The organism is Streptosporangium subroseum (assembly GCF_900188345.1).
In the GTDB taxonomy this organism is placed as follows: Bacteria; Actinomycetota; Actinomycetes; order Streptosporangiales; family Streptosporangiaceae; genus Streptosporangium; species Streptosporangium subroseum.
On the sequence record NZ_FZOD01000031.1, the window covers coordinates 39,874 to 59,581 of the forward strand.

The window sequence follows — 19,708 nt, forward strand, 5'->3', positions numbered from 1 at the left end:
GATGTTACGGACCATAGCCAGGTCAAGAGCGGTCGTGGTGGCCACTTCTCTCGCGTCCTCGTCGTCTCGTCGAACCCGCTGTTACCAGCGGTAGTGGGCGAAGGCCTTGTTGGACTCGGCCATCTTGTGGGTGTCCTCGCGCTTCTTGACGCTGGCGCCGAGGCCGTTGCTGGCATCGAGCAGTTCGTTCATGAGGCGCTCGGTCATGGTCTTCTCGCGGCGGGCGCGGGAGTACTGCACCAGCCAGCGCAGGGCCAGGGTGGTGCTGCGCGCCGCGCGCACCTCGACCGGGACCTGGTAGGTCGCGCCACCGACACGGCGGCTGCGGACCTCAAGAGTGGGCTTGACGTTGTCCAGCGCGCGCTTCAGGGTGACGACCGGGTCGTTGCCGGTCTTCTCCTTGGCACCCTCAAGGGCGCCGTACACGATGGACTGGGCGATGGAGCGCTTGCCGTCCAGGAGCACCTTGTTGATCAGGGCGGTGACCAGCGGCGAGTTGTGGACCGGGTCAGCCATGAGCTGACGACGGCCAGGAGAACCCTTGCGAGGCATTCTTACTTCTCCTTCTTCGCGCCGTAACGGCTACGGGCCTGCTTGCGGTTGCGGACACCCTGGGTGTCCAGCGAACCGCGGATGATCTTGTAGCGAACACCCGGCAGGTCCTTCACACGACCGCCGCGGACGAGCACGATGGAGTGCTCCTGGAGGTTGTGGCCGACACCGGGGATGTAGGCCGTGACCTCGATGCCGTTGGTGAGCCGGACACGCGCGACCTTGCGGAGGGCGGAGTTCGGCTTCTTCGGGGTCGTGGTGTAAACGCGCATGCAGGTGCCGCGTCGCTGGGGGCTGGCCTTGAGCGCCGGGGTCTTGGTCTTTGTGACCTTGTCCTGGCGGCCCTTGCGGACCAGCTGCTGAATCGTGGGCACCGCGTCTCCGTTCGTGCTTGCCGGTTATTCGAATATCGTGCATTTTGCAGGCACTGCCGGTGTCATGACCTGCGGGTTTTCCGTCCACTCCGACCCACGCGGTCGGGCGTGTCGCGCAATTACCGCGCCACACCCCAGCTAGGCCAGTCCAGTGGAGGAGGCCATACGGCGCCTCTGCCGACTCCCCGCGGGAAACCTGTCGACGCGCACGCATGAGAGCCCATGAAGCCACGGGCACGAAGGGCAAGACTACCTAGTCCAACGCAACACGTCAAAACGGTTACGTCTGCCGCGCGCCGTTATCGGCGCCCGTATTCGTGCCGTGACTCCCGCGATCGGTTTCCGGCCGACCGCTGTTGGGTCCGTGCTGAGTTTACCTGCCGCAGAGGACTTCTCCAGCCGTTCGCCTCATTAACGTACGGCTTTCGCCGCAACATTCCGGTCAAGGAAAGGACACGGCACCTCTGAACTCGACGGACGAAGATCCGGGAAGGGACACCGGCGGGTGAAGACGCCCGGGAAGAGACCCGGCACGCGGACGCCTCCGCGGAAGGTCCCGGGCCGATGAAGGGCCCGGGCAGTGGTGGCGGTAGTGCCCAAAAGTGTTCAGAAACCCCTGACAAGACGACAGCGCCCGGTCCCCCCGAAGGGAGAACCGGACGCTGCCTATGACCACTTAGCGGTTGTACTGACCGAAGTCGTACTCCTCCAGCGGCACGGCCTCACCAGAGCCCGAACCGAAGGTGTAGTCCGCCGCGGAGCCGTCGTAGCCGCCGACCGTGTACATCGCGGCCTTGGCCTCCTCGGTGGGCTCGACCCGGATGTTGCGGTACTGGGGCATGCCCGTACCGGCCGGGATGAGCTTTCCGATGATGACGTTCTCCTTGAGACCGAGCAGCGAGTCCGACTTGGCGTGGATCGCCGCGTCGGTGAGCACTCGGGTCGTCTCCTGGAAGGACGCCGCCGACAGCCAGGACTCGGTTGCGAGCGAGGCCTTGGTGATGCCCATCAGCACGGGACGACCGGAGGCCGGCGTACCGCCCTCGGCCACGCACTCGCGGTTGATCCGCTCGAAGCGGGGCCGCTCGACGAGCTCACCGGGCAGCATGTCGGCATCGCCGGACTCAAGCACGTTCACGCGCTTGAGCATCTGCCGGACGATGATCTCGATGTGCTTGTCGTGGATCGACACACCCTGCGAGCGGTAGACCTGCTGGACCTCCGCCACCAGGTGCAGCTGCACGGCCCGGGGGCCGAGGATGCGCAGCACCTCGTTGGGGTTGACCGCACCGGCGATCAGCTGGTGACCGACGCCGACACGCTGACCGTCGGAGACCATCATGCGCGACCGCATGGAGACCGGGTAAGCGATCTCCTCGGCGTCGGGGTCGTCCGGGACGACCACGATCTTCCGGGTCTTGTCGGTCTCGTCGATGCGGACCCGGCCCTCGGCCTCGCTGATCGGGGCGACGCCCTTGGGGACGCGCGCCTCGAAGAGCTCCTGGACACGGGGCAGACCGTGCGTGATGTCCGCGCCCGCCACACCACCGGTGTGGAAGGTACGCATCGTCAGCTGGGTACCGGGCTCACCGATCGACTGGGCGGCGATGATGCCGACCGCCTCGCCGACGTCCACGAGCTTGCCGGTCGCGAGCGAACGGCCGTAGCAGGTGGCGCAGACACCGATCTTGGCCTCGCAGACGAGAGCGCTGCGGGTCCTGACGGTCTCCACACCGGCCTCGACCAGCGCGGTGACGTGGATGTCGTTGATGTCGACACCCGCGGTCGCGATGATCTTGCCGTCGACCTCCACGTCCTCGGCGAGGATGCGGCCGTGCACGTTGCTCTCGGCGTTCTCCGCCTTGACCAGGTTGCCCTGGGCGTCGCGGTCGGCGACGTGCAGCGGGACACCGCGGTCGGTGCCGCAGTCGATCTCGCGGACGATGACGTCCTGCGCGACGTCCACCAGACGACGGGTCAGGTAACCCGAGTCGGCGGTCCGCAGCGCGGTGTCCGCGAGGCCCTTGCGCTGTCCGTGGGTGGAGATGAAGTACTCCAGCACCGACAGGCCCTCGCGGAACGAGGCCTTGATCGGACGCGGGATCGTCTCACCCTTGGTGTTGGACACCAGACCACGGATGCCGGAGATCTGGCGGACCTGCATCAGGTTTCCTCGGGCGCCCGACTGGACCATCATCCAGACCGGGTTGGTCTTCGGGAACGCCTTCTGCATGTCGTCGGTCACGTCACTGGTCGCGTGCGTCCAGATCTCGATGAGCTCCTGACGGCGCTCCTCGTCCGTGATCAGACCGCGCTCGTACTCCCGCTGGACCTTGTCGGCCCTGCGCTCGTACGTCTCCATGATCTCGGCCTTGTTCGGCGGTGCGATGACGTCCTCGATGGAGATCGTCACACCGGCCCTGGTCGCCCAGTAGAAGCCGGCGTCCTTGAGGGCGTCGAGCGCGGCCGCCACCTCGACCTTGGGATACTTCTCCGCAAGCTCGTTGACGATGACCGATAGCTGCTTCTTGCCGATCTGCGCGTTCACGTACGGGTAGTTCGCCGGCAGCGTCTGGTTGAACAGGCAGCGGCCGAGCGTGGTCTCCAGGCGGTAGGTGTCGCCCGGCTCCCAGCCCTCGGGAGCCGTCCAGTCGCGGGGCGGCGGGACGTCGCCCTTCATCCGGATCTGAATCCTGGACTGGATGTCCAGCTCGCGGCGGTCGAAGGCCATGAGCGCCTCGGACACCGAGCCGAAGGCCCGGCCCTCGCCGACTCCGCCCTGGGTGTCGTCCTTCAGCGTGGTCAGGGAGTACAGACCGATGATCATGTCCTGGGTGGGCATGGTCACCGGCTTGCCGTCCGCCGGCTTCAGGATGTTGTTGGTGGACAGCATCAGGATGCGGGCTTCGGCCTGAGCCTCGGCCGACAGCGGCAGGTGCACCGCCATCTGGTCGCCGTCGAAGTCCGCGTTGAACGCGGTGCAGACGAGCGGGTGGATCTGGATGGCCTTGCCCTCGACCAGCTGCGGCTCGAAGGCCTGGATGCCCAGGCGGTGCAGCGTCGGCGCGCGGTTGAGCAGCACGGGGTGCTCGGTGATGACCTCTTCGAGGACATCCCACACGACCGGGCGTGCACGCTCGACCATCCGCTTGGCCGACTTGATGTTCTGCGCGTGGTTCAGGTCGACCAGGCGCTTCATCACGAAGGGCTTGAAGAGCTCCAGTGCCATCTGCTTGGGCAGACCGCACTGGTGCAGCTTCAGCTGCGGGCCGACGACGATGACCGAACGGCCGGAGTAGTCGACTCGCTTGCCCAGGAGGTTCTGGCGGAATCGGCCCTGCTTGCCCTTCAGCATGTCGCTGAGGGACTTCAGGGGACGGTTGCCGGGACCCGTGACCGGACGGCCACGACGGCCGTTGTCGAACAGCGCGTCGACGGCCTCCTGGAGCATCCGCTTCTCGTTGTTCACGATGATCTCGGGGGCGCCGAGGTCAAGGAGACGCTTGAGGCGGTTGTTCCGGTTGATCACGCGACGGTACAGGTCGTTCAGGTCCGAGGTCGCGAACCGGCCACCGTCGAGCTGCACCATCGGGCGCAGGTCCGGCGGGATGACCGGGATGCAGTCCAGGACCATGCCGTTGGGCGAGTTGCGCGTGTTCAGGAACGCGGACACGACCTTGAGACGCTTGAGCGCGCGGGCCTTCTTCTGGCCCTTGCCGCTGCGGATCGTCTCGCGCAGGTTCTCGGCCTCGAGAGCGAGGTCGAAGTTGGTCAGACGCTCCTGAATGGCCTGGGCGCCCATGCCACCGCGGAAGTAGCGGCCGAAACGGTCGCGCATCTCGCGGTAGAGCAGCTCGTCGCCCTCAAGGTCCTGGACCTTGAGGTTCTTGAAGCGGCTCCAGACCTCGTCCAGCCGGTCCAGCTCGCGCTGGGCCCGGTCACGGAGCTGCCGCATCTCACGCTCGGCACCCTCACGGACCTTGCGGCGCTGGTCGCCCTTGGCCCCGGCGGCCTCCAGCTCGGCCAGATCGGCCTCGAGCTTCCGCTGCCGGGCCTCGATGTCGGCGTCACGACGCTGCTCGACATGCTGCCGCTCGACGGAGATCTTCGCCTCGAGCGAGGGCAGGTCACGCTCACGCATTTCCTTGTCGACATGCGTGATCATGTAGGCCGCGAAGTAGATGACCTTCTCAAGGTCCTTCGGGGCCAGGTCGAGCAGGTATCCCAGACGGGACGGGACACCCTTGAAATACCAGATGTGCGTGACGGGCGCGGCCAGCTCGATGTGGCCCATCCGCTCACGACGCACCTTGGCGCGAGTGACCTCGACGCCGCAGCGCTCACAGATGATGCCCTTGAAGCGGACGCGCTTGTACTTACCGCAGTAGCACTCCCAGTCCCGGGTCGGGCCGAAGATCTTCTCGCAGAAGAGTCCGTCCTTCTCGGGCTTGAGGGTCCGGTAGTTAATCGTCTCGGGCTTCTTGACCTCGCCGTGCGACCACTGGCGGATATCGTCGGCGGTCGCGAGGCCGATCCGAAGCTCGTCGAAGAAGTTGACGTCGAGCACTTGTAATCCCCTCCTCAGCTTCTGGATCAGACCTCTTCGACACTGCTCGGCTCACGCCGGGACAGGTCGATGCCGAGCTCTTCCGCAGCGCGGAAGACGTCCTCGTCGGTGTCTCTCATCTCGATGGACATGCCGTCGCTGGAGAGCACCTCAACGTTCAGGCACAGCGACTGCATTTCCTTGATGAGGACCTTGAACGACTCAGGAATGCCCGGTTCGGGGATGTTCTCGCCCTTGACGATGGCCTCGTAGACCTTCACCCGGCCGAGAACGTCGTCGGACTTGATCGTGAGCAGTTCCTGGAGTGCGTAGGCGGCGCCGTACGCCTCGAGCGCCCACACCTCCATCTCGCCGAAACGCTGTCCACCGAACTGGGCCTTACCACCGAGCGGCTGCTGGGTGATCATGGAGTACGGGCCGGTCGAACGAGCGTGGATCTTGTCGTCGACCAGGTGGAGCAGCTTCAGGATGTAGATGTAACCGACCGAGACCGGGTGCGGGAACGGCTCGCCGGAACGGCCGTCGAAGAGCTGGGCCTTTCCGTTCGCGCCGACCATGCGCCCGCCGTCCCTGTTGACCAGGGTGCTGTCGAGCAGGCCGATGATCTCTTCCTCGTTGGCACCGTCGAACACCGGGGTGGCCATGTTGGTCCGCGGCGCGACCTGGGCGAAGCCCTTGTCGCGTAGCCGCTCGGCCCACGCCTCCTGGATGCCCGAGATATCCCATCCTCTGGCGGCGATCCACCCGAGGTGGGTCTCCAGGACCTGGCCGACGTTCATTCGGCCGGGCACGCCCAGGGGGTTGAGGATGATGTCGACCGCCGTGCCGTCCTCAAGGAACGGCATGTCCTCGACCGGAAGGATCTTGGAGATGACACCCTTGTTGCCGTGGCGGCCGGCCAGCTTGTCGCCGTCGGTGATCTTACGCTTCTGGGCCACGTAGACGCGGACCAGCTCGTTGACGCCGGGGGGGAGCTCGTCGCCCTCCTCGCGGCTGAACACGCGGACGCCGATGACCTTGCCGGACTCGCCGTGCGGCACCTTCAGTGAGGTGTCACGGACCTCGCGGGCCTTCTCACCGAAGATCGCGCGGAGCAGGCGCTCCTCGGGGGTCAGCTCGGTCTCGCCCTTGGGCGTGACCTTGCCGACGAGGATGTCACCGGTGGTGACCTCGGCGCCGATGCGGATGATGCCGCGCTCGTCGAGGTCTGCCAGGACCTCCTCGGAGACGTTCGGGATGTCCCGGGTGATCTCCTCCGGGCCCAGCTTGGTGTCACGGGCGTCGACCTCGTGCTCCTCGATGTGAATCGAGGAGAGGACGTCGTCCTGGACCAGACGCTGGGAGAGGATGATCGCGTCTTCGTAGTTGTGGCCCTCCCATGGCATGAACGCCACGAGCAGGTTCTTGCCGAGCGCCATCTCACCGGTTTCGGTGCAGGGACCGTCGGCGACGACCTGGTTCACCTCGATCCGGTCGCCCTCCTTGACGATCGGCTTCTGGTTGAAGCAGGTGCCCTGGTTGGAGCGCTTGAACTTGGCGACACGGTAGGTCGTGCGGGTGCCGTCGTCGTTCATCACGGTGATGTAGTCGGCGGAGACCTCCTCGACCACACCGGCCTTATCCGCGGTGATGACGTCACCGGCGTCGGTCGCGGCACGGTATTCCATGCCGGTGCCGACCAGCGGCGCCTCGCTCTTGAGCAGCGGCACCGACTGACGCTGCATGTTGGAACCCATGAGCGCGCGGTTGGCGTCGTCGTGCTCGAGGAACGGGATCATCGCGGTCGCCACGGACACCATCTGGCGTGCCGAGACGTCCATGTAGTCGACCTCGTTGGCCCGCAGCGACTCGAACTCCCCGCCCTTACGGCGGACGAGCACGCGCGGCTCCAGGAACGTTCCGTCGGGGCCGATCGGCGTGTTCGCCTGGGCGATGACGTGCCGGTCCTCCTCGTCCGCGGTGAGGTAGTGGACCTCCTCGGTGACCCGGCCCTCGATGACCTTCCTGTACGGCGTCTCGACGAACCCGAAGGAGTTCACGCGGCCGAAGGAGGCCAGCGAACCGATCAGGCCGATGTTCGGCCCTTCGGGCGTCTCGATCGGGCACATGCGGCCGTAGTGAGACGGGTGAACGTCACGGACCTCGAAGCCGGCCCGCTCACGGGACAGACCACCGGGGCCCAGCGCGGACAGACGACGCTTGTGCGTCAGACCGGCCAGGGGGTTGGTCTGGTCCATGAACTGCGACAGCTGGGAGGTTCCGAAGAACTCCTTGATCGACGCCACGACCGGACGGATGTTGATCAGGGTCTGCGGCGTGATCGCCTCGACGTCCTGAGTGGTCATCCGCTCGCGGACGACGCGCTCCATACGAGCCAGGCCCAGACGGACCTGGTTCTGGATGAGCTCGCCGACCGTGCGAAGGCGACGGTTGCCGAAGTGGTCGATGTCGTCGGTCTCGACGACCATCTCACGGTTCGCGCCGGGCATCGAGACCTCGCCGGCGTGGAGCCGGACGATGTATTCGATGGTGGCGACGATGTCCTCTTCGGTCAGCGTTCCCTGCGTGATCTCGCTGTCGACGCCGAGTTTCTTGTTGATCTTGTAGCGGCCGACCTTCGCGAGGTCGTAACGCTTGTGGTTGAAGTACAGGTTCTCCAACAGCGTCTGCGCCGACTCCTTGGTCGGCGGCTCGCCAGGACGCAGCTTGCGGTAGATGTCCAGCAGAGCATCGTCCTGGCCGGCCGTGTGGTCCTTCTCCAGGGTTGCGCGCATGGACTCGTACTGTCCGAAACGCTCAAGAATCTGCTCGCTGGTCCACCCGAGCGCCTTCAGCAGGACCGTTACGGCCTGCTTGCGCTTGCGGTCGATGCGGACGCCGACGCTGTCGCGCTTGTCGATTTCGAACTCGAGCCAGGCGCCCCGGGAGGGGATCACCTTGCATCCGTAGAGGTCCTTGTCGGAGGTCTTGTCGACGCTACGGTCGAAGTAGACGCCCGGGGACCGGACCAGCTGGGAGACCACGACACGCTCGGTGCCGTTGATGATGAACGTTCCCTTGCCGGTCATGAGCGGGAAGTCGCCCATGAACACGGTCTGGCTCTTGATCTCACCAGTGGTGTTATTGATGAACTCCGCCGTGACGAACATCGGGGCGGAGTAGGTCATGTCCTTGTCTTTGCACTCATCTACTGAGTACTTTGGCGGCTCGAACCGGTGATCGCGGAACGACAGGGACATGGTTCCGGAGAAGTCCTCAATGGGACTGATCTCTTCAAAGATCTCTTCGAGACCCGACTGGGCCGGAACGTCCTTGCGCCCGGCCTGGCGAGCCGCCTCGACCCGCCCCTTCCACTTCTCGTTGCCAAGCAACCAGTCGAAGGACTCGGTCTGGAGAGCGAGAAGGTCAGGAACTTCGAGCGGCTCCTGAATTCGTGCGAAAGACACACGACGGGGACCGGCGGGTACGGCGAAGGCGTTGCGCGAGGCTGCCAACAGGATGTCCTTCCGAGGGCTCGCGGCGGACTGACTACACGCACGCCAGACGACCATGCATCAGAGCACCAAAAGAAGCGGGTCGTCAAAGGGCAGCGCAAAGGGGCAGTGTAGCCGAACGGCACACACCTGTCCACTTCAGTCTCGCTGCAAGCTCCACGTTGGTCGCAGCATCGCCCGTCATCGCCGAAACGTCAAGCCCGCGAGCCGACATTTCGGCCAAGCAATAGCCGAGATGCTGGGAGTTTTCCCACCGGATGACCTGCGCACACCACCGCGTCCAAGACGGTACCCCGACCTGGTGCGGCTGACGCTCAGTCACACGGCGGATCGAACGCTAGCCGATGTTCGACTGACGATCGACGCTGCCGTGGCTGATGTACCCCCCGCAGCACACATCTCAAACCGAAGCTTTACTAACAATTGGGTAACCCGCCACGCCGACTAGGGTCTCGGAGGGCTTCCGAGCAGCGTGGACAGCTCCGCGACCAGCCAGCGAGAATCCTTTTTGACCATGACGAAAAGGGCCCGATTCTGACTGACCTGCCGCCGGGGTTCCTTCTCTCCGGGGAGGGTCCTCACGGTGCTCATGCTCATGAACAACAACACCTCGACCCGGTCGGAACCTATCGACTCCACCCCCGCCCCGGCCACCGTCGCCTGCTGCACGGTCCGTTCTTTTCTGGCCTGGGGCACCAGAGTTGTGGCAAGCTGCTTGTAGTGCCATGTGAGACCACCGGCGGTGTAACCACCTGCTCTTGCGAAATCCTGTTCGATTGTACGATAGTCGTAGGACAGCATGGCGGAGGCGACCGAGCGGGCAGCGGCGAGCGCCTCCGCGCCTGCCGTCTCCTCCGTCCGCAGCCGGTTCAGATCGGTGAACATGATCCAGATAACGGCCGTGAGCGCCAGCGCCACGACCGTCAGCATCCCGATCACCAACAGGGAGACACGCCTCACAGGACCACCTCCGCCTTTGACACGAGCCATACCCCTCCGATCTTGGTGACCTCCATGTTCCACCGGTAGAACCGCTCCTGTGGAGCGTTCTTATCGCCGTCCTTCCGGATCACCGTGTCCCCCACCACCATCACCTGAGCCGTGGTCCCCTTGAGCGAGACCAGCCCGGTGGCACGGAGCGCGCCCGCCTGGACGATCCGGCCCTTGATCGTGGCCTCCTTGAGCGCCTCAGCGGTCCTGACGTACTCCGTCCTGGCCGGGCCGGTGGAAGTATCCAGGATGCGTTTGATGTCCGCGTCGACGCTCTGGTGGCTGACGGAGAGCAGATAGACCGCGTGGGCCCCCGCCACCCGCATCGCCGCCTGCCTGTCATCGGCCGCGGCCTGGGCGGCGCCCAGGTCCCTGCCGACCCAGAAGGCCACGACCAGCAGCACCGCGATCAGCACGCCCAGCACCGGCCCTGCGATCCCCAGCGGGCGACGGGGCCGGGCGGCATGTACTGCCATGCGTTCTTCTCCCATCGCACGGTCTCCGGAACGCCGGCCGGTGAGCATGGAACCTTCGTCCGTCCGAATCGACGAGCCCCCCGGTCGCCGGATCATAACCCGCCGTGCACATCCGTACGGAAGGCTTTCGCTACCCGTTTTGCGCCTCGTCGCACCCACCCCGCCCCTCCCGTGCCGGGCCGGGAGATCCGCCGGCACGGGAGGGGCGGGAAAACAAAAAAGAGCGGACCACCGGCACCTGGTGGACCCGCCCTTTTCTGGTGAAACGAATTACGTGGTGAAACTGAATTACTTGACGGTGACGCCGGCGCCGGCGGCCTCGAGAGCGGCCTTGGCCTTCTCCGCCTGCTCCTTGTTGACCTTGCCATCGAAGACGGACTTGGGAGCGCCGTCGACGAGGTCCTTGGCCTCCTTGAGGCCCAGGCTCGTGAGGGCGCGGATCTCCTTGATGACCTGGATCTTCTTCTCGCCGGCAGACTCGAGGATGACCTCGAACTCGTCCTGCTCCTCGACCTCTTCGGCAGCGGCGCCGGGGGCGGCGGCGGCGGCAACGGCGACCGGAGCGGCAGCCTTGACGTCGAAGGTGTCCTCGAAGAGCTTCACGAAGTCGGACAGCTCAAGGAGAGTCATTTCCTTGAAAGCGTCGAGCAGCTCGTCGGTGCTGAGCTTCGCCATGGTGGTTCCTCCGTATGAATCTAACTACTAAGAAATGGGACCGCGGTGTGCGTTAAATCCCCTGTGACCGCTTGCGCGGACCTACTCGCCGGCGCCTTCGCGCTTGGCGCGCAGGGCCTCGGCCAGCTGAGCCATGTTGGTGGGCAGCGCGTTGAAGACAGCGGCCGCGTGGCCCTGCTTCGCCTTCATGGCGCCGGCCAGCTTCGCGAGGAGAACCTCGCGCGACTCGAGGTCGGCAAGCTTGCTGATCTCGGCCGGGTTCATCGACTTACCGTCGACGACGCCGCCCTTGATGACCAGGAGGGGGTTGGCCTTGGCGAATTCACGCAGACTCTTGGCAGCTTCGACCACGTCGCCGTTGACGAACGCGATCGCCGACGGACCCGCGAGCAGGTCGTTGAGCTGGCTGAACCCGGCCTCAGTGGCCGCGATCTTGGTCAGCGTGTTCTTCACCACGGCGAACTTCGCATTCTCACCGAGAGAAACGCGCAGCTGCTTGAGCTGGGCGACGGTGAGACCGCGGTATTCGGTCAGAACGGCAGCGTTGGAGCCGTTGAAGCTGCTCGTGAGCTCGGCTACTGCCGTTGCCTTTTCTGCCTTCGCCATGGGCCTCCTTCCAGATGTGCCGCCGGCGTGAAGGCCCCTAAAAGCAAACGAGCCCCGGCGCAGGCGCGCGGGGGCTCACATAAGGAGGTTAGTCCAGATGAAAACTCACAACACAACCTACGCAGGCCGTCCACTGAAGTGGATCCTTGGGTCATCAGGCCATGAGGCCCGATGACGACCGGCGGTCTTCGGCGTTGACAGCTTACGTCCTGACGGGACTTGTGCCAAATCAAACCCGGCACCCGTACCGAATCGAAGAAAAAGCTCGACCAGATCAAGGAAAAAGGCTCGCGCCCCCGGCCGGATGGCCGGGGGCGCGAGCCGCGCGTACGTCAGTTTCCGACGTGGTTCTTCGGCAGGTCGCCCACCTGGTCGGCGGGCGGGGCCGCGATCTCCACGGGCTCGTTGAAGCCCTTGAAGAAGGCCGTCAGGTTGAACGTGTTCCCCTGCTCGGAGCCGCTCAGCGTGACCTTGCGCGGCAGGTTCTGCGCGTCGGACCAGAAGTCGAACTTCACGTTCTTGACCCGCGAGAGATCCTGCTGGAGCTGCTCGCTCTTGGCCGGGTCGATCGCCTGAGCGGCTTCGGCCACCGGGAAGGTGCCGCTGTAGTGCGTGGTGTCCACTCCGCCGACCGTCTCGGTGCCGACCGCCTTGACGTCCTTCGACACGGTCAGCAGCTTGACGGTGCTCGCGAGGTCGAACTGCTGAACCTGGTCCATGAAACCCTTGATCCCAGCCTGTCCCTTGGCGTCGACGTCGGCGAGCGACACCTTGATCCAGGGCTTGTTCGCGCCCGCGAACTTGTTGAGGAGTTCCGACTTCACGTACACCGTGTCACCCGACAGGATGGCCCGCGCCCCGCCGGGCACGTTCTGGCCGCCGTAGGTGATCGTGTCCAGCCTGATGTCGGTCGCGAGCTGGGGCTTGCTCTGGTAGAGCAGGCTGCCCTGGATCTTGCTCGCGCCCTTGTCACCACCGGTGGCCTCCAGGACCACGTCGCCGGAGTAGGAGGTGACCGCTTCGGCCTTCTGCACACTCTGCTGCACCGCCTCGGCGGCGGCGAGCTTGACGTTTCCGAGGGAGCTGGTGCCCTGCGCACCGCATCCCGCGACCGCGACCAGCGCGGCCCCTCCCAATGCAAGTGCGGGAGCCAATCGACGCATTCGTCTTCACCCTTTCGTGTCCCCCGATGAACTTGTCTACGACACTACGCGGCGGCAAACTCGGGTGCGTCCTCCGAAAGAACGAAGAAACGAAAAAAGACCTCAACCGAATGGCCATTCGGTTGAGGTCTTTCGCGAAAAGAGCCTGGGATCAGGCGTCGAGCTCCGCGGTCAGGCCGCGCGTCGCGTTGGGGTCGACCGGAATGCCGGGGCCCATGGACGTGGCGAACACGACCTTCTTGACGTAGCGTCCCTTGGCCGCGGACGGCTTCAGACGCAGCACCTCGTCGAGGGCGGCGGCGTAGTTCTCGATGAGCTGACGCTCACCGAACGACACCTTGCCGATGATGAAGTGCAGGTTCGCGTGCCGGTCGGCACGGAACTCGATCTTGCCGCCCTTGATCTCGGTGACGGCCTTGCCGACGGCCGGGGTGACGGTGCCGGTCTTGGGGTTCGGCATCAGACCACGCGGGCCGAGCACGCGGCCGAGGCGGCCGACCTTGCCCATGAGGTCCGGGGTGGCGACGACGGCGTCGAAGTCGAGGCGGCCCTTGGCAACCTCTTCGATCAGCTCGTCGGCGCCGACGATGTCGGCGCCCGCGGCGCGGGCTTCCTCTGCACGGTCGCCGGTCGCGAAGACCAGGACCCGGGCGGTCTTACCGGTGCCGTGCGGGAGGATGACGGTGCCACGCACCATCTGGTCCGCCTTGCGGGGGTCGATGCCCAGTCGCAGGGCGACCTCGACGGTGGCGTCGAACTTGGCGACGTTGGAGTCCTTGGCCAGCTTGGCGGCTTCGGCCGGGCTGTACAGGTTCTCGAGGTCGATCTGGGCCGCTGCGGTGCGGTATCCCTTGCTGCGCTTCACTTGCTCACTCCTGTGAATCCGAGTGTCCGTGGTACGGGCCAGCGCCTGGCCCCTCCACTTACTTCGACGTTGTGGTGACGAACGCGCTCTTGGTCGCGGTCGCTGCCGGGCTTCTGGCCGGTGTCGCGGATCCCGATGGGGTCCGTCTCACCGCCCTGCCCGGATGATCGGGTGCTGCTAGTCGACGATCGTGATGCCCATCGACCGGGCGGTGCCGGCGATGATCTTCTCGGCCGCCTGGAGGTCGTTGGCGTTGAGGTCCTGCATCTTGGTCTCGGCGATCTGGCGCAGCTGCTCCTTGGTGAGCTTGCCGACCTTGTCCTTCTGCGGGACTGCCGAGCCCTTCGCCACGCCGGCGGCCTTCTTGATCAGCTCGGGCGCCGGGGGCGTCTTCGTGATGAAGACGAAGCTGCGGTCCTCGAAGATGGTGATCTCGACGGGGATGATGTTGCCGCGCTGGGCCTCGGTGGCAGCGTTGTACTGCTTCACGAATTCCATGATGTTGACGCCGTGCGGACCGAGGGCGGTACCGACCGGCGGTGCGGGAGTGGCCTGGCCAGCGGGAAGCTGGACCTTGACCAGTGCCGCGATCTTCTTCTTAGGAGGCATGGTTCTCTCCGGGTCCTCAATCGGGTTGGTGCGGCTCCCACGCAGACACGGGGAGCATGTCGGCGGGCCGCGCTTCGCGAAGCACGGCCCCCGAACGACTTAGTTTATGCGATCCGGTCAGATCTTCGAGACCTGGTTGAACGAGAGCTCAACCGGGGTCTCACGACCGAAGATCGACACCAGCACCTTGAGCTTCTGCGACTCGGCGCTGATCTCACTGACCGTCGCGGGCAGAGTGGCGAACGGGCCGTCCATGACGGTGACGGACTCGCCGACCTCGAAGTCGACGGTCGCGGCCGAGGCCTTGGCGGTCGACTTCTTGACTTCCTCGGACGGCTCCGGCGCCAGCAGCTTGGCGACCTCTTCGAGACTCAGCGGGCTCGGCTTGTTGGACAGGCCGACGAAGCCGGTCACGCCGGGCGTGTTACGCACCGCGGACCAGGACTCGTCGGTGAGCTCCATCCGGACCAGCACGTAGCCGGGCAGGACCCGCTCCTTGACGAGCTGGCGCTTGCCGCTCTTCACCTCGGTCACGTGGTGAGTGGGCACCTCGACCTGGAAGATGTAGTCCTCCATGTTGAGGGACTGCGTGCGGGTCTCGATGTTCGACTTCACGCGGTTCTCGTAACCCGCGTAGGAGTGGATGACGTACCACTCGCCGAACAGGCTCCGCAGGTGGTCCTTGAACTCCTCGACCAGGTCGACCTCGGGAAGGACGTCGCCGTCCTCGTCGACGGCGCCGTCCGCCGAGACCACAGCGGCCTCGGCGGCCACGTCGTCGTCCTCATCGGACTCGTCGTCGTCCTCGTCGGCGTCGTCCTCATCGGACTCGTCGCCGGGAAGGACGTCACCGTCCTCGTCAACGGCGCCGGCCGCGGCCTCTTCGGCCTCGGTTTCAGCGTCGACGTCGACGTTGGATCCGGCATCGACGGCCGACTCATCGGACTCGTCGAGCGAACCCTCCGCAACGTCGACGGCTTCCGGCTCCTCCACGCGCTCCGCGCGGGACTCGCCAGCCGACTGTGAAGACTCGGACACGGTGACTCATTCTCTTTCCGTCGATGGGCTGAATGGACTGACCGCGGGACAACCCGCCGGATGCCGGTTCAGGCTCCGCCGAAGATTCTCAGCACACCCTCGGTGAACACGTAGTCCAGCACGGACACGATTCCGATCATGATCACAACGAAGACCAGAACGATGATGGTGTAAGAGATAAGCTCTTTGCGCGTAGGCCAGATGACCTTACGCAGCTCAGCTATGATCTGCCGATAAAAAAGGGCGGGAGAAGTGCGCTTGGCCTTCTTCTCACCACTCGGCTTGTCTGCGGTTTCGCCGCGCGTGTCGATCGCCACAGTCCTCACCTGATCCGTCGAGTCCAACGCATATCAGCGGCGCGCTAGACGCCAGATGCGCGGACCGCTCCTCGCAGGGCACGAAGGACTCGAACCTTCAACCGCCGGTTTTGGAGACCGGTGCGCTACCAATTGCGCTAGTGCCCTAAGACATGAACCACCATACATCGGTTGGACCGAAGTTTGGTCGCGGCTCACGGTCTCACGCCGCCGGTTCAGGCATGCGGCGGAAAGACCACGTCGGATTCTACGTCGGAATGGCCACTACGTCGAACCAGCGGCCGATTGCCCAGATCAAGGGCCCGTTTACGTGCTTGTACGGCTTGTAGGGCTTGTCACCCGTCGTCCGCGTCATGGACAGCGCGCGGTGCCCGTGGCCGGCCGTCCGCATCGTGAACGGCGCGCAGGGACCGAGACCCGCCGTCCGCATCATGGATAAGGAGCGGAGACGGCGGTGCGGATCTGTAAACATGGACGCATGACCCGTCCTCGCATCTCAGCACGCATCTCCGCGATCTCCGAGTCCGCCACGCTCGCCGTGGACGCCAAGGCTAAGGCGATGAAGGCGGCGGGCCGCCCGGTCATCGGCTTCGGCGCCGGAGAGCCGAACTTCGCGACGCCCGGCTACATCGTCGAGGCGGCCGTCGAGGCGGCCCGGAACCCCAGATTCCACAAGTACACGCCGGCCGGCGGGCTCCCCGAGCTCAAGCAGGCCATCGCCGACAAGACGCTCCGCGACTCCGGCTACCAGGTCGGCGCGGCCCAGGTGCTGGTCACCAACGGCGGCAAGCAGGCCGTCTACCAGGCGTTCGCCACGCTGCTCGACCCCGGTGACGAGGTCGTGGTCATCGCCCCCTACTGGACCACCTATCCCGAGGCCATCAAGCTGGCCGGCGGGGTCCAGGTCGACGTCGTGACCGACGAGACCACCGGCTATCTCGCGAGCGTCGAGCAGCTCGAGGCGGCGCGCACCGACCGCACCAAGGTCCTGCTGTTCGTCTCCCCGTCCAACCCGACCGGCGCGGTCTACAGCCCCGAGCAGGTCGAGGCGATCGGCCGCTGGGCCGTCGAGCACGACCTGTGGGTCGTCACGGACGAGATCTACGAGCACCTCACCTACGGCGACGCGACGTTCGCGAGCATCGCCACCGTCGTTCCCGAGCTGGGCGACAAGGTCGTCGTGCTGAACGGCGTCGCCAAGACCTACGCGATGACCGGCTGGCGGGTGGGCTGGCTGATCGGCCCCAAGGACGTCGTGAAGGCCGCGACCAACCTGCAGTCGCACGCCACCTCCAACGTCTCCAACGTGGCCCAGATCGCGGCCCTGGCCGCCGTCACCGGCGACCTGTCGGCCGTCGCCGAGATGCGCGAGGCCTTCGACCGCCGCCGCCGGACCATGGTCCGGATGCTCAACGAGATCCCGGGCGTGCTCTGTCCCGAGCCCCTGGGCGCGTTCTACGTCTACCCGTCGGTCAAGGAGCTGCTGGGCAAGGACTTCGGCGGCAGGCGCCCGCAGACGTCCGCCGAGCTCGCCGAGCTCATCCTCGAGGAGGCCGAGGTCGCCCTCGTCCCCGGCGAGGCCTTCGGCACCCCCGGCTACTTCCGCCTGTCCTACGCCCTCGGCGACGACGACCTCGTCGAGGGAGTCGGCCGGATCGCCAAGTTCCTGGGCGAGAGCCGCTAGCCGTACCGGACGCGGGAGGCCCGGCCCTCATCGATATCGATCCCGAGGTCCGTCTCGTCTCCCGGGCCGGGGGGTCGCGACGGCTGGCAGAGGACCGACCGGGCGACGGGCCCCGCCTCTTCGCCACCCCGGGTCCGCGGATCCGGGGGCCAGATCTTCCTATGGCGGGCGCCTTCGCCTCGGAGCCTCGGATCCGGAGGTCAGGTCTCCATGTGGCGGGCGCCTTCACCGCGCCCCCCGGTCCGCGGATCCGGGGGTCAGATCTCCAGAGGTTTCAGGGCGTAGGCCACGGTGGCCTCGATGTGGGAGGTCGCGCCCTCCTCGAACGCCACGGCGTAGGCGGCCGGGCCGATCAGGTCCATGGCGCGGGTCGCGGCGCTCTCGCGAGGGCGGGTCATGGCGTCGGCTCCGAGGCCGGGCAGTCCGAAGGTGATCCAGATGCGCTGGGCGGCGCCCAGGAGCCAGGCGGCGCGCCCGCCGTCACCCGCGGCGGCGGCGACCCGTGCGAGCTGGTCGATGGCGAGGACGCTGCCGACCACGTCGCGCAGTTGCCATTTGACCTCCAGCGACGCCCTGGCCGCCTCGGCCGCCCCGGCGACCTCGCCCCGGTTGAAAAGGGCGAGGGAGAGAACGTAGTCGCAGAGCGAACGCTGGGACAGCTCGCCACAGGCCTCGCAGCGGAGACGGGCCTCCCGCAGGATCTCCACCGCCTCGTCGAAGTCGCCGCCGAAGGTGGCCGCCATGGCGAGGAGCAGGGGGATGGACGGCCCTCTCACGGAATCCGGGTCCGCCTCCCGGAACTTGACCGCTCCCTCCAGCGCGTACGCCCGCGCGCCGCCGAGGTCGGCGGTGAACAGGCAACTGCCGGCGAGGCGAAGGTAGGCGTTCGCCTCGGCGTCGGCGTCGCCGTACCGCCGCGCGTTCTCGAGGCACTCCTCGGCCCGGCTGCGGGCCAGGACCATGTCCCCCTGGATGAGCGCGAGGTGGGCGACGGCCCAGAGAGGCTTGGATCTGGCCGGGTTGGGGCCGGGACAGGCGGCCAGCGCGCGGTCGAGGTAGTAGCGGCCCTCCCGGATGAGGCCCAGATGACACCAGAGCACCCACAGGGCCCCGCTCAGCTCCAGGGCGGCCCGATGGTTGCCGGCGGTGAGACAGCGGTTGAGGGCCGTACGGAGGTTGGGGAGCTCCTTGTGCGCCCAGTAGGCCCATTCGAGCTGGCGCGGGCCGTACCACTCGGCGTCCATGCGGCGGGCGGTGGACAGGTAGTGGTCACGGTGCCGGCGGATCATGAGATTGCCCTCGCCGAGCTCGTTCAGCCAGTCACGCCCGTAGTCCCTGATGGTGTCGAGCATGCGGTAGTGATCGCCCACCCGCGCGAGAACGGACTTCGTCGCGAGCGAGGAGAGCACGGCGGGCACGTCGGGCAGGCGTTCGTCCTGGCAGACGCCGCAGGCGGACTCGACGTCGAAGGCACCCGCGAAGACCGACAGCCGGGCCCAGAGCAGGCGTTCGGCGGGAGTGCACAGCTCGTGACTCCAGCCCGCGGCGGTGCGCAGCGTGTAGTGGCGGATGAGGAGGCCGTCACCGTCGGCCAGCAGCTTGAACCGGTCGTCGAGCTGGTCGGCGAGCTGGATCGCGGACAGGCCGCGCATGTGGCTGGCCGCCAGCTCGATGGCGAGCGGCACGCCGTCGAGCCTGCGGCAGAGCCTGGCGACGGCCATCATGGCCCGTTCGTCCGTGCGCAGCCCGGGGGCCACGGCCTTCGCGCGGTCCAGGAAGAGACTCATCGCGTCGTAGCCGGCGAGGTCGGCGGTCTCGGGCGGCGGGACGGGAAAGGGGTTGACGACCATGACGACCTCCAGGGGGAGGCCGAGCTCCTGGCGGCTGGTGGCGATGATCCGGATGTCGGGCGCATCGGTCAGGATGGAGACGATCAGGTCGCTGCAGGGGCCGACCAGGTGCTCGCAGGTGTCGAGGACCAGGAGCAGGCGCCGCTCGGCGAGGAACTCGGTGAGCGCCTCAAGGACCGAGTGTCCGGACTGCAGGTGCAGGCCCAGCAGCCCGGCGATGCGGCCGGCGAGCAGATCACCGTTGGTCTCCGGTGACAGCTCGACCACCCAGACGCCGTCGGGATAGTCCTTCCGCGCGTTCTGCGCGGCCTTCAGGGCCAGGCGCGTCTTACCGACTCCGCCGGAGCCGTGCAGGGTGAGCAGACGTGTCCGGGCGAGGAGCTTCCCGATCTCCTCCAGCTCATCGGCACGGCCGACGAAACTGCTCATCTCAGCCGGAAGGTTCCCG

The 19,708-nt window shown here is 66.3% G+C and carries 15 protein-coding genes and 1 tRNA gene; 1 reads left to right on the top strand and 15 read right to left on the bottom strand.

The features are described from left to right. Positions 1 to 81: 81 nt before the first annotated feature. The 14 genes from rpsG to CHC08_RS27115 all read right to left on the bottom strand — a co-directional run bounded on the left by rpsG (position 82) and on the right by CHC08_RS27115 (position 15,873). Positions 82 to 552 carry a 30S ribosomal protein S7 gene (rpsG, locus tag CHC08_RS27050; protein WP_012887827.1) on the bottom strand — a complete coding sequence of 157 codons (471 nt, stop codon included), beginning with the start codon at positions 550 to 552 and terminating at the stop codon, positions 82 to 84. A 2-nt stretch (positions 553 to 554) separates the two neighbouring features. Further along, positions 555 to 926, bottom strand: a complete 372-nt coding sequence (gene rpsL / locus CHC08_RS27055; protein WP_012887826.1) for a 30S ribosomal protein S12 — start codon at positions 924 to 926, stop codon at positions 555 to 557. Positions 927 to 1,602: 676 nt separating this feature from the next. Beyond that, positions 1,603 to 5,493: a DNA-directed RNA polymerase subunit beta' gene (locus tag CHC08_RS27060; RefSeq protein WP_089210187.1), complete on the bottom strand. Its 3,891-nt coding sequence runs from the start codon at positions 5,491 to 5,493 to the stop codon at positions 1,603 to 1,605. Positions 5,494 to 5,519: 26 nt separating this feature from the next. Further along, positions 5,520 to 8,987: a DNA-directed RNA polymerase subunit beta gene (gene rpoB / locus CHC08_RS27065; protein ID WP_218825504.1), complete on the bottom strand. Its 3,468-nt coding sequence runs from the start codon at positions 8,985 to 8,987 to the stop codon at positions 5,520 to 5,522. Positions 8,988 to 9,431: 444 nt separating this feature from the next. Further along, the gene (locus CHC08_RS27070; RefSeq protein WP_089210189.1) at positions 9,432 to 9,947 is read right to left on the bottom strand and encodes a hypothetical protein; all 516 of its coding nucleotides are present in this window, start codon (positions 9,945 to 9,947) and stop codon (positions 9,432 to 9,434) included. After that, entirely contained in the window at positions 9,944 to 10,453 is a 510-nt protein-coding gene (locus tag CHC08_RS27075; RefSeq protein WP_089210233.1) for a hypothetical protein, read from the bottom strand. The genes CHC08_RS27070 and CHC08_RS27075 overlap by 4 nt, the downstream gene beginning before the upstream one ends. Positions 10,454 to 10,741: 288 nt before the next feature. Continuing rightward, complete coding sequence (rplL, locus tag CHC08_RS27080) at positions 10,742 to 11,128, bottom strand: 50S ribosomal protein L7/L12 (protein WP_089210190.1); 387 nt, start codon at positions 11,126 to 11,128, stop codon at positions 10,742 to 10,744. 81 nt (positions 11,129 to 11,209) lie between these two features. Continuing rightward, positions 11,210 to 11,734, bottom strand: coding sequence for a 50S ribosomal protein L10 (rplJ, locus tag CHC08_RS27085; RefSeq protein ID WP_089210191.1), 525 nt, complete (start codon positions 11,732 to 11,734; stop codon positions 11,210 to 11,212). 332 nt (positions 11,735 to 12,066) lie between these two features. Continuing rightward, the gene (locus tag CHC08_RS27090; protein ID WP_089210192.1) at positions 12,067 to 12,897 is read right to left on the bottom strand and encodes an SCO4651 family lipoprotein; all 831 of its coding nucleotides are present in this window, start codon (positions 12,895 to 12,897) and stop codon (positions 12,067 to 12,069) included. 151 nt (positions 12,898 to 13,048) lie between these two features. Next, positions 13,049 to 13,762: a 50S ribosomal protein L1 gene (gene rplA / locus CHC08_RS27095; protein ID WP_089210193.1), complete on the bottom strand. Its 714-nt coding sequence runs from the start codon at positions 13,760 to 13,762 to the stop codon at positions 13,049 to 13,051. A gap of 177 nt (positions 13,763 to 13,939) precedes the next feature. Continuing rightward, on the bottom strand, positions 13,940 to 14,371 hold the full coding sequence (gene rplK, locus CHC08_RS27100) for a 50S ribosomal protein L11 (RefSeq protein WP_089210194.1): 432 nt from the start codon (positions 14,369 to 14,371) through the stop codon (positions 13,940 to 13,942). Positions 14,372 to 14,488: 117 nt separating this feature from the next. Beyond that, entirely contained in the window at positions 14,489 to 15,409 is a 921-nt protein-coding gene (gene nusG / locus CHC08_RS27105; RefSeq protein WP_089210195.1) for a transcription termination/antitermination protein NusG, read from the bottom strand. 68 nt (positions 15,410 to 15,477) lie between these two features. Then, the gene (secE, locus tag CHC08_RS27110; RefSeq protein WP_089210234.1) at positions 15,478 to 15,726 is read right to left on the bottom strand and encodes a preprotein translocase subunit SecE; all 249 of its coding nucleotides are present in this window, start codon (positions 15,724 to 15,726) and stop codon (positions 15,478 to 15,480) included. Positions 15,727 to 15,800: 74 nt separating this feature from the next. Beyond that, positions 15,801 to 15,873: transfer RNA gene (locus tag CHC08_RS27115), tRNA-Trp, on the bottom strand. Positions 15,874 to 16,204: 331 nt separating this feature from the next. Here CHC08_RS27115 and CHC08_RS27125 point away from each other — a divergent pair. Next, positions 16,205 to 17,410 carry a pyridoxal phosphate-dependent aminotransferase gene (locus tag CHC08_RS27125; RefSeq protein ID WP_089210197.1) on the top strand — a complete coding sequence of 402 codons (1,206 nt, stop codon included), beginning with the start codon at positions 16,205 to 16,207 and terminating at the stop codon, positions 17,408 to 17,410. A 257-nt stretch (positions 17,411 to 17,667) separates the two neighbouring features. Here CHC08_RS27125 and CHC08_RS27130 read toward each other — a convergent pair whose 3' ends face one another. After that, positions 17,668 to 19,689: an ATP-binding protein gene (locus CHC08_RS27130; RefSeq protein WP_089210198.1), complete on the bottom strand. Its 2,022-nt coding sequence runs from the start codon at positions 19,687 to 19,689 to the stop codon at positions 17,668 to 17,670. Positions 19,690 to 19,708: the final 19 nt, after the last annotated feature.

Bases quoted from the DNA above. Each gene is read 5' to 3' on its own strand.
- rpsG (WP_012887827.1), bottom strand. From the start codon at position 552: ATGCCTCGCAAGGGTTCTCCTGGCCGTCGTCAGCTCATGGCTGACCCG.
- CHC08_RS27075 (WP_089210233.1), bottom strand. From the start codon at position 10,453: ATGGCAGTACATGCCGCCCGGCCCCGTCGCCCGCTGGGGATCGCAGGG.
- rplL (WP_089210190.1), bottom strand. From the start codon at position 11,128: ATGGCGAAGCTCAGCACCGACGAGCTGCTCGACGCTTTCAAGGAAATG.
- rplJ (WP_089210191.1), bottom strand. From the start codon at position 11,734: ATGGCGAAGGCAGAAAAGGCAACGGCAGTAGCCGAGCTCACGAGCAGC.
- CHC08_RS27090 (WP_089210192.1), bottom strand. From the start codon at position 12,897: ATGCGTCGATTGGCTCCCGCACTTGCATTGGGAGGGGCCGCGCTGGTC.
- rplK (WP_089210194.1), bottom strand. From the start codon at position 14,371: ATGCCTCCTAAGAAGAAGATCGCGGCACTGGTCAAGGTCCAGCTTCCC.
- CHC08_RS27125 (WP_089210197.1), top strand. From the start codon at position 16,205: ATGACCCGTCCTCGCATCTCAGCACGCATCTCCGCGATCTCCGAGTCC.
- CHC08_RS27130 (WP_089210198.1), bottom strand. From the start codon at position 19,689: ATGAGCAGTTTCGTCGGCCGTGCCGATGAGCTGGAGGAGATCGGGAAG.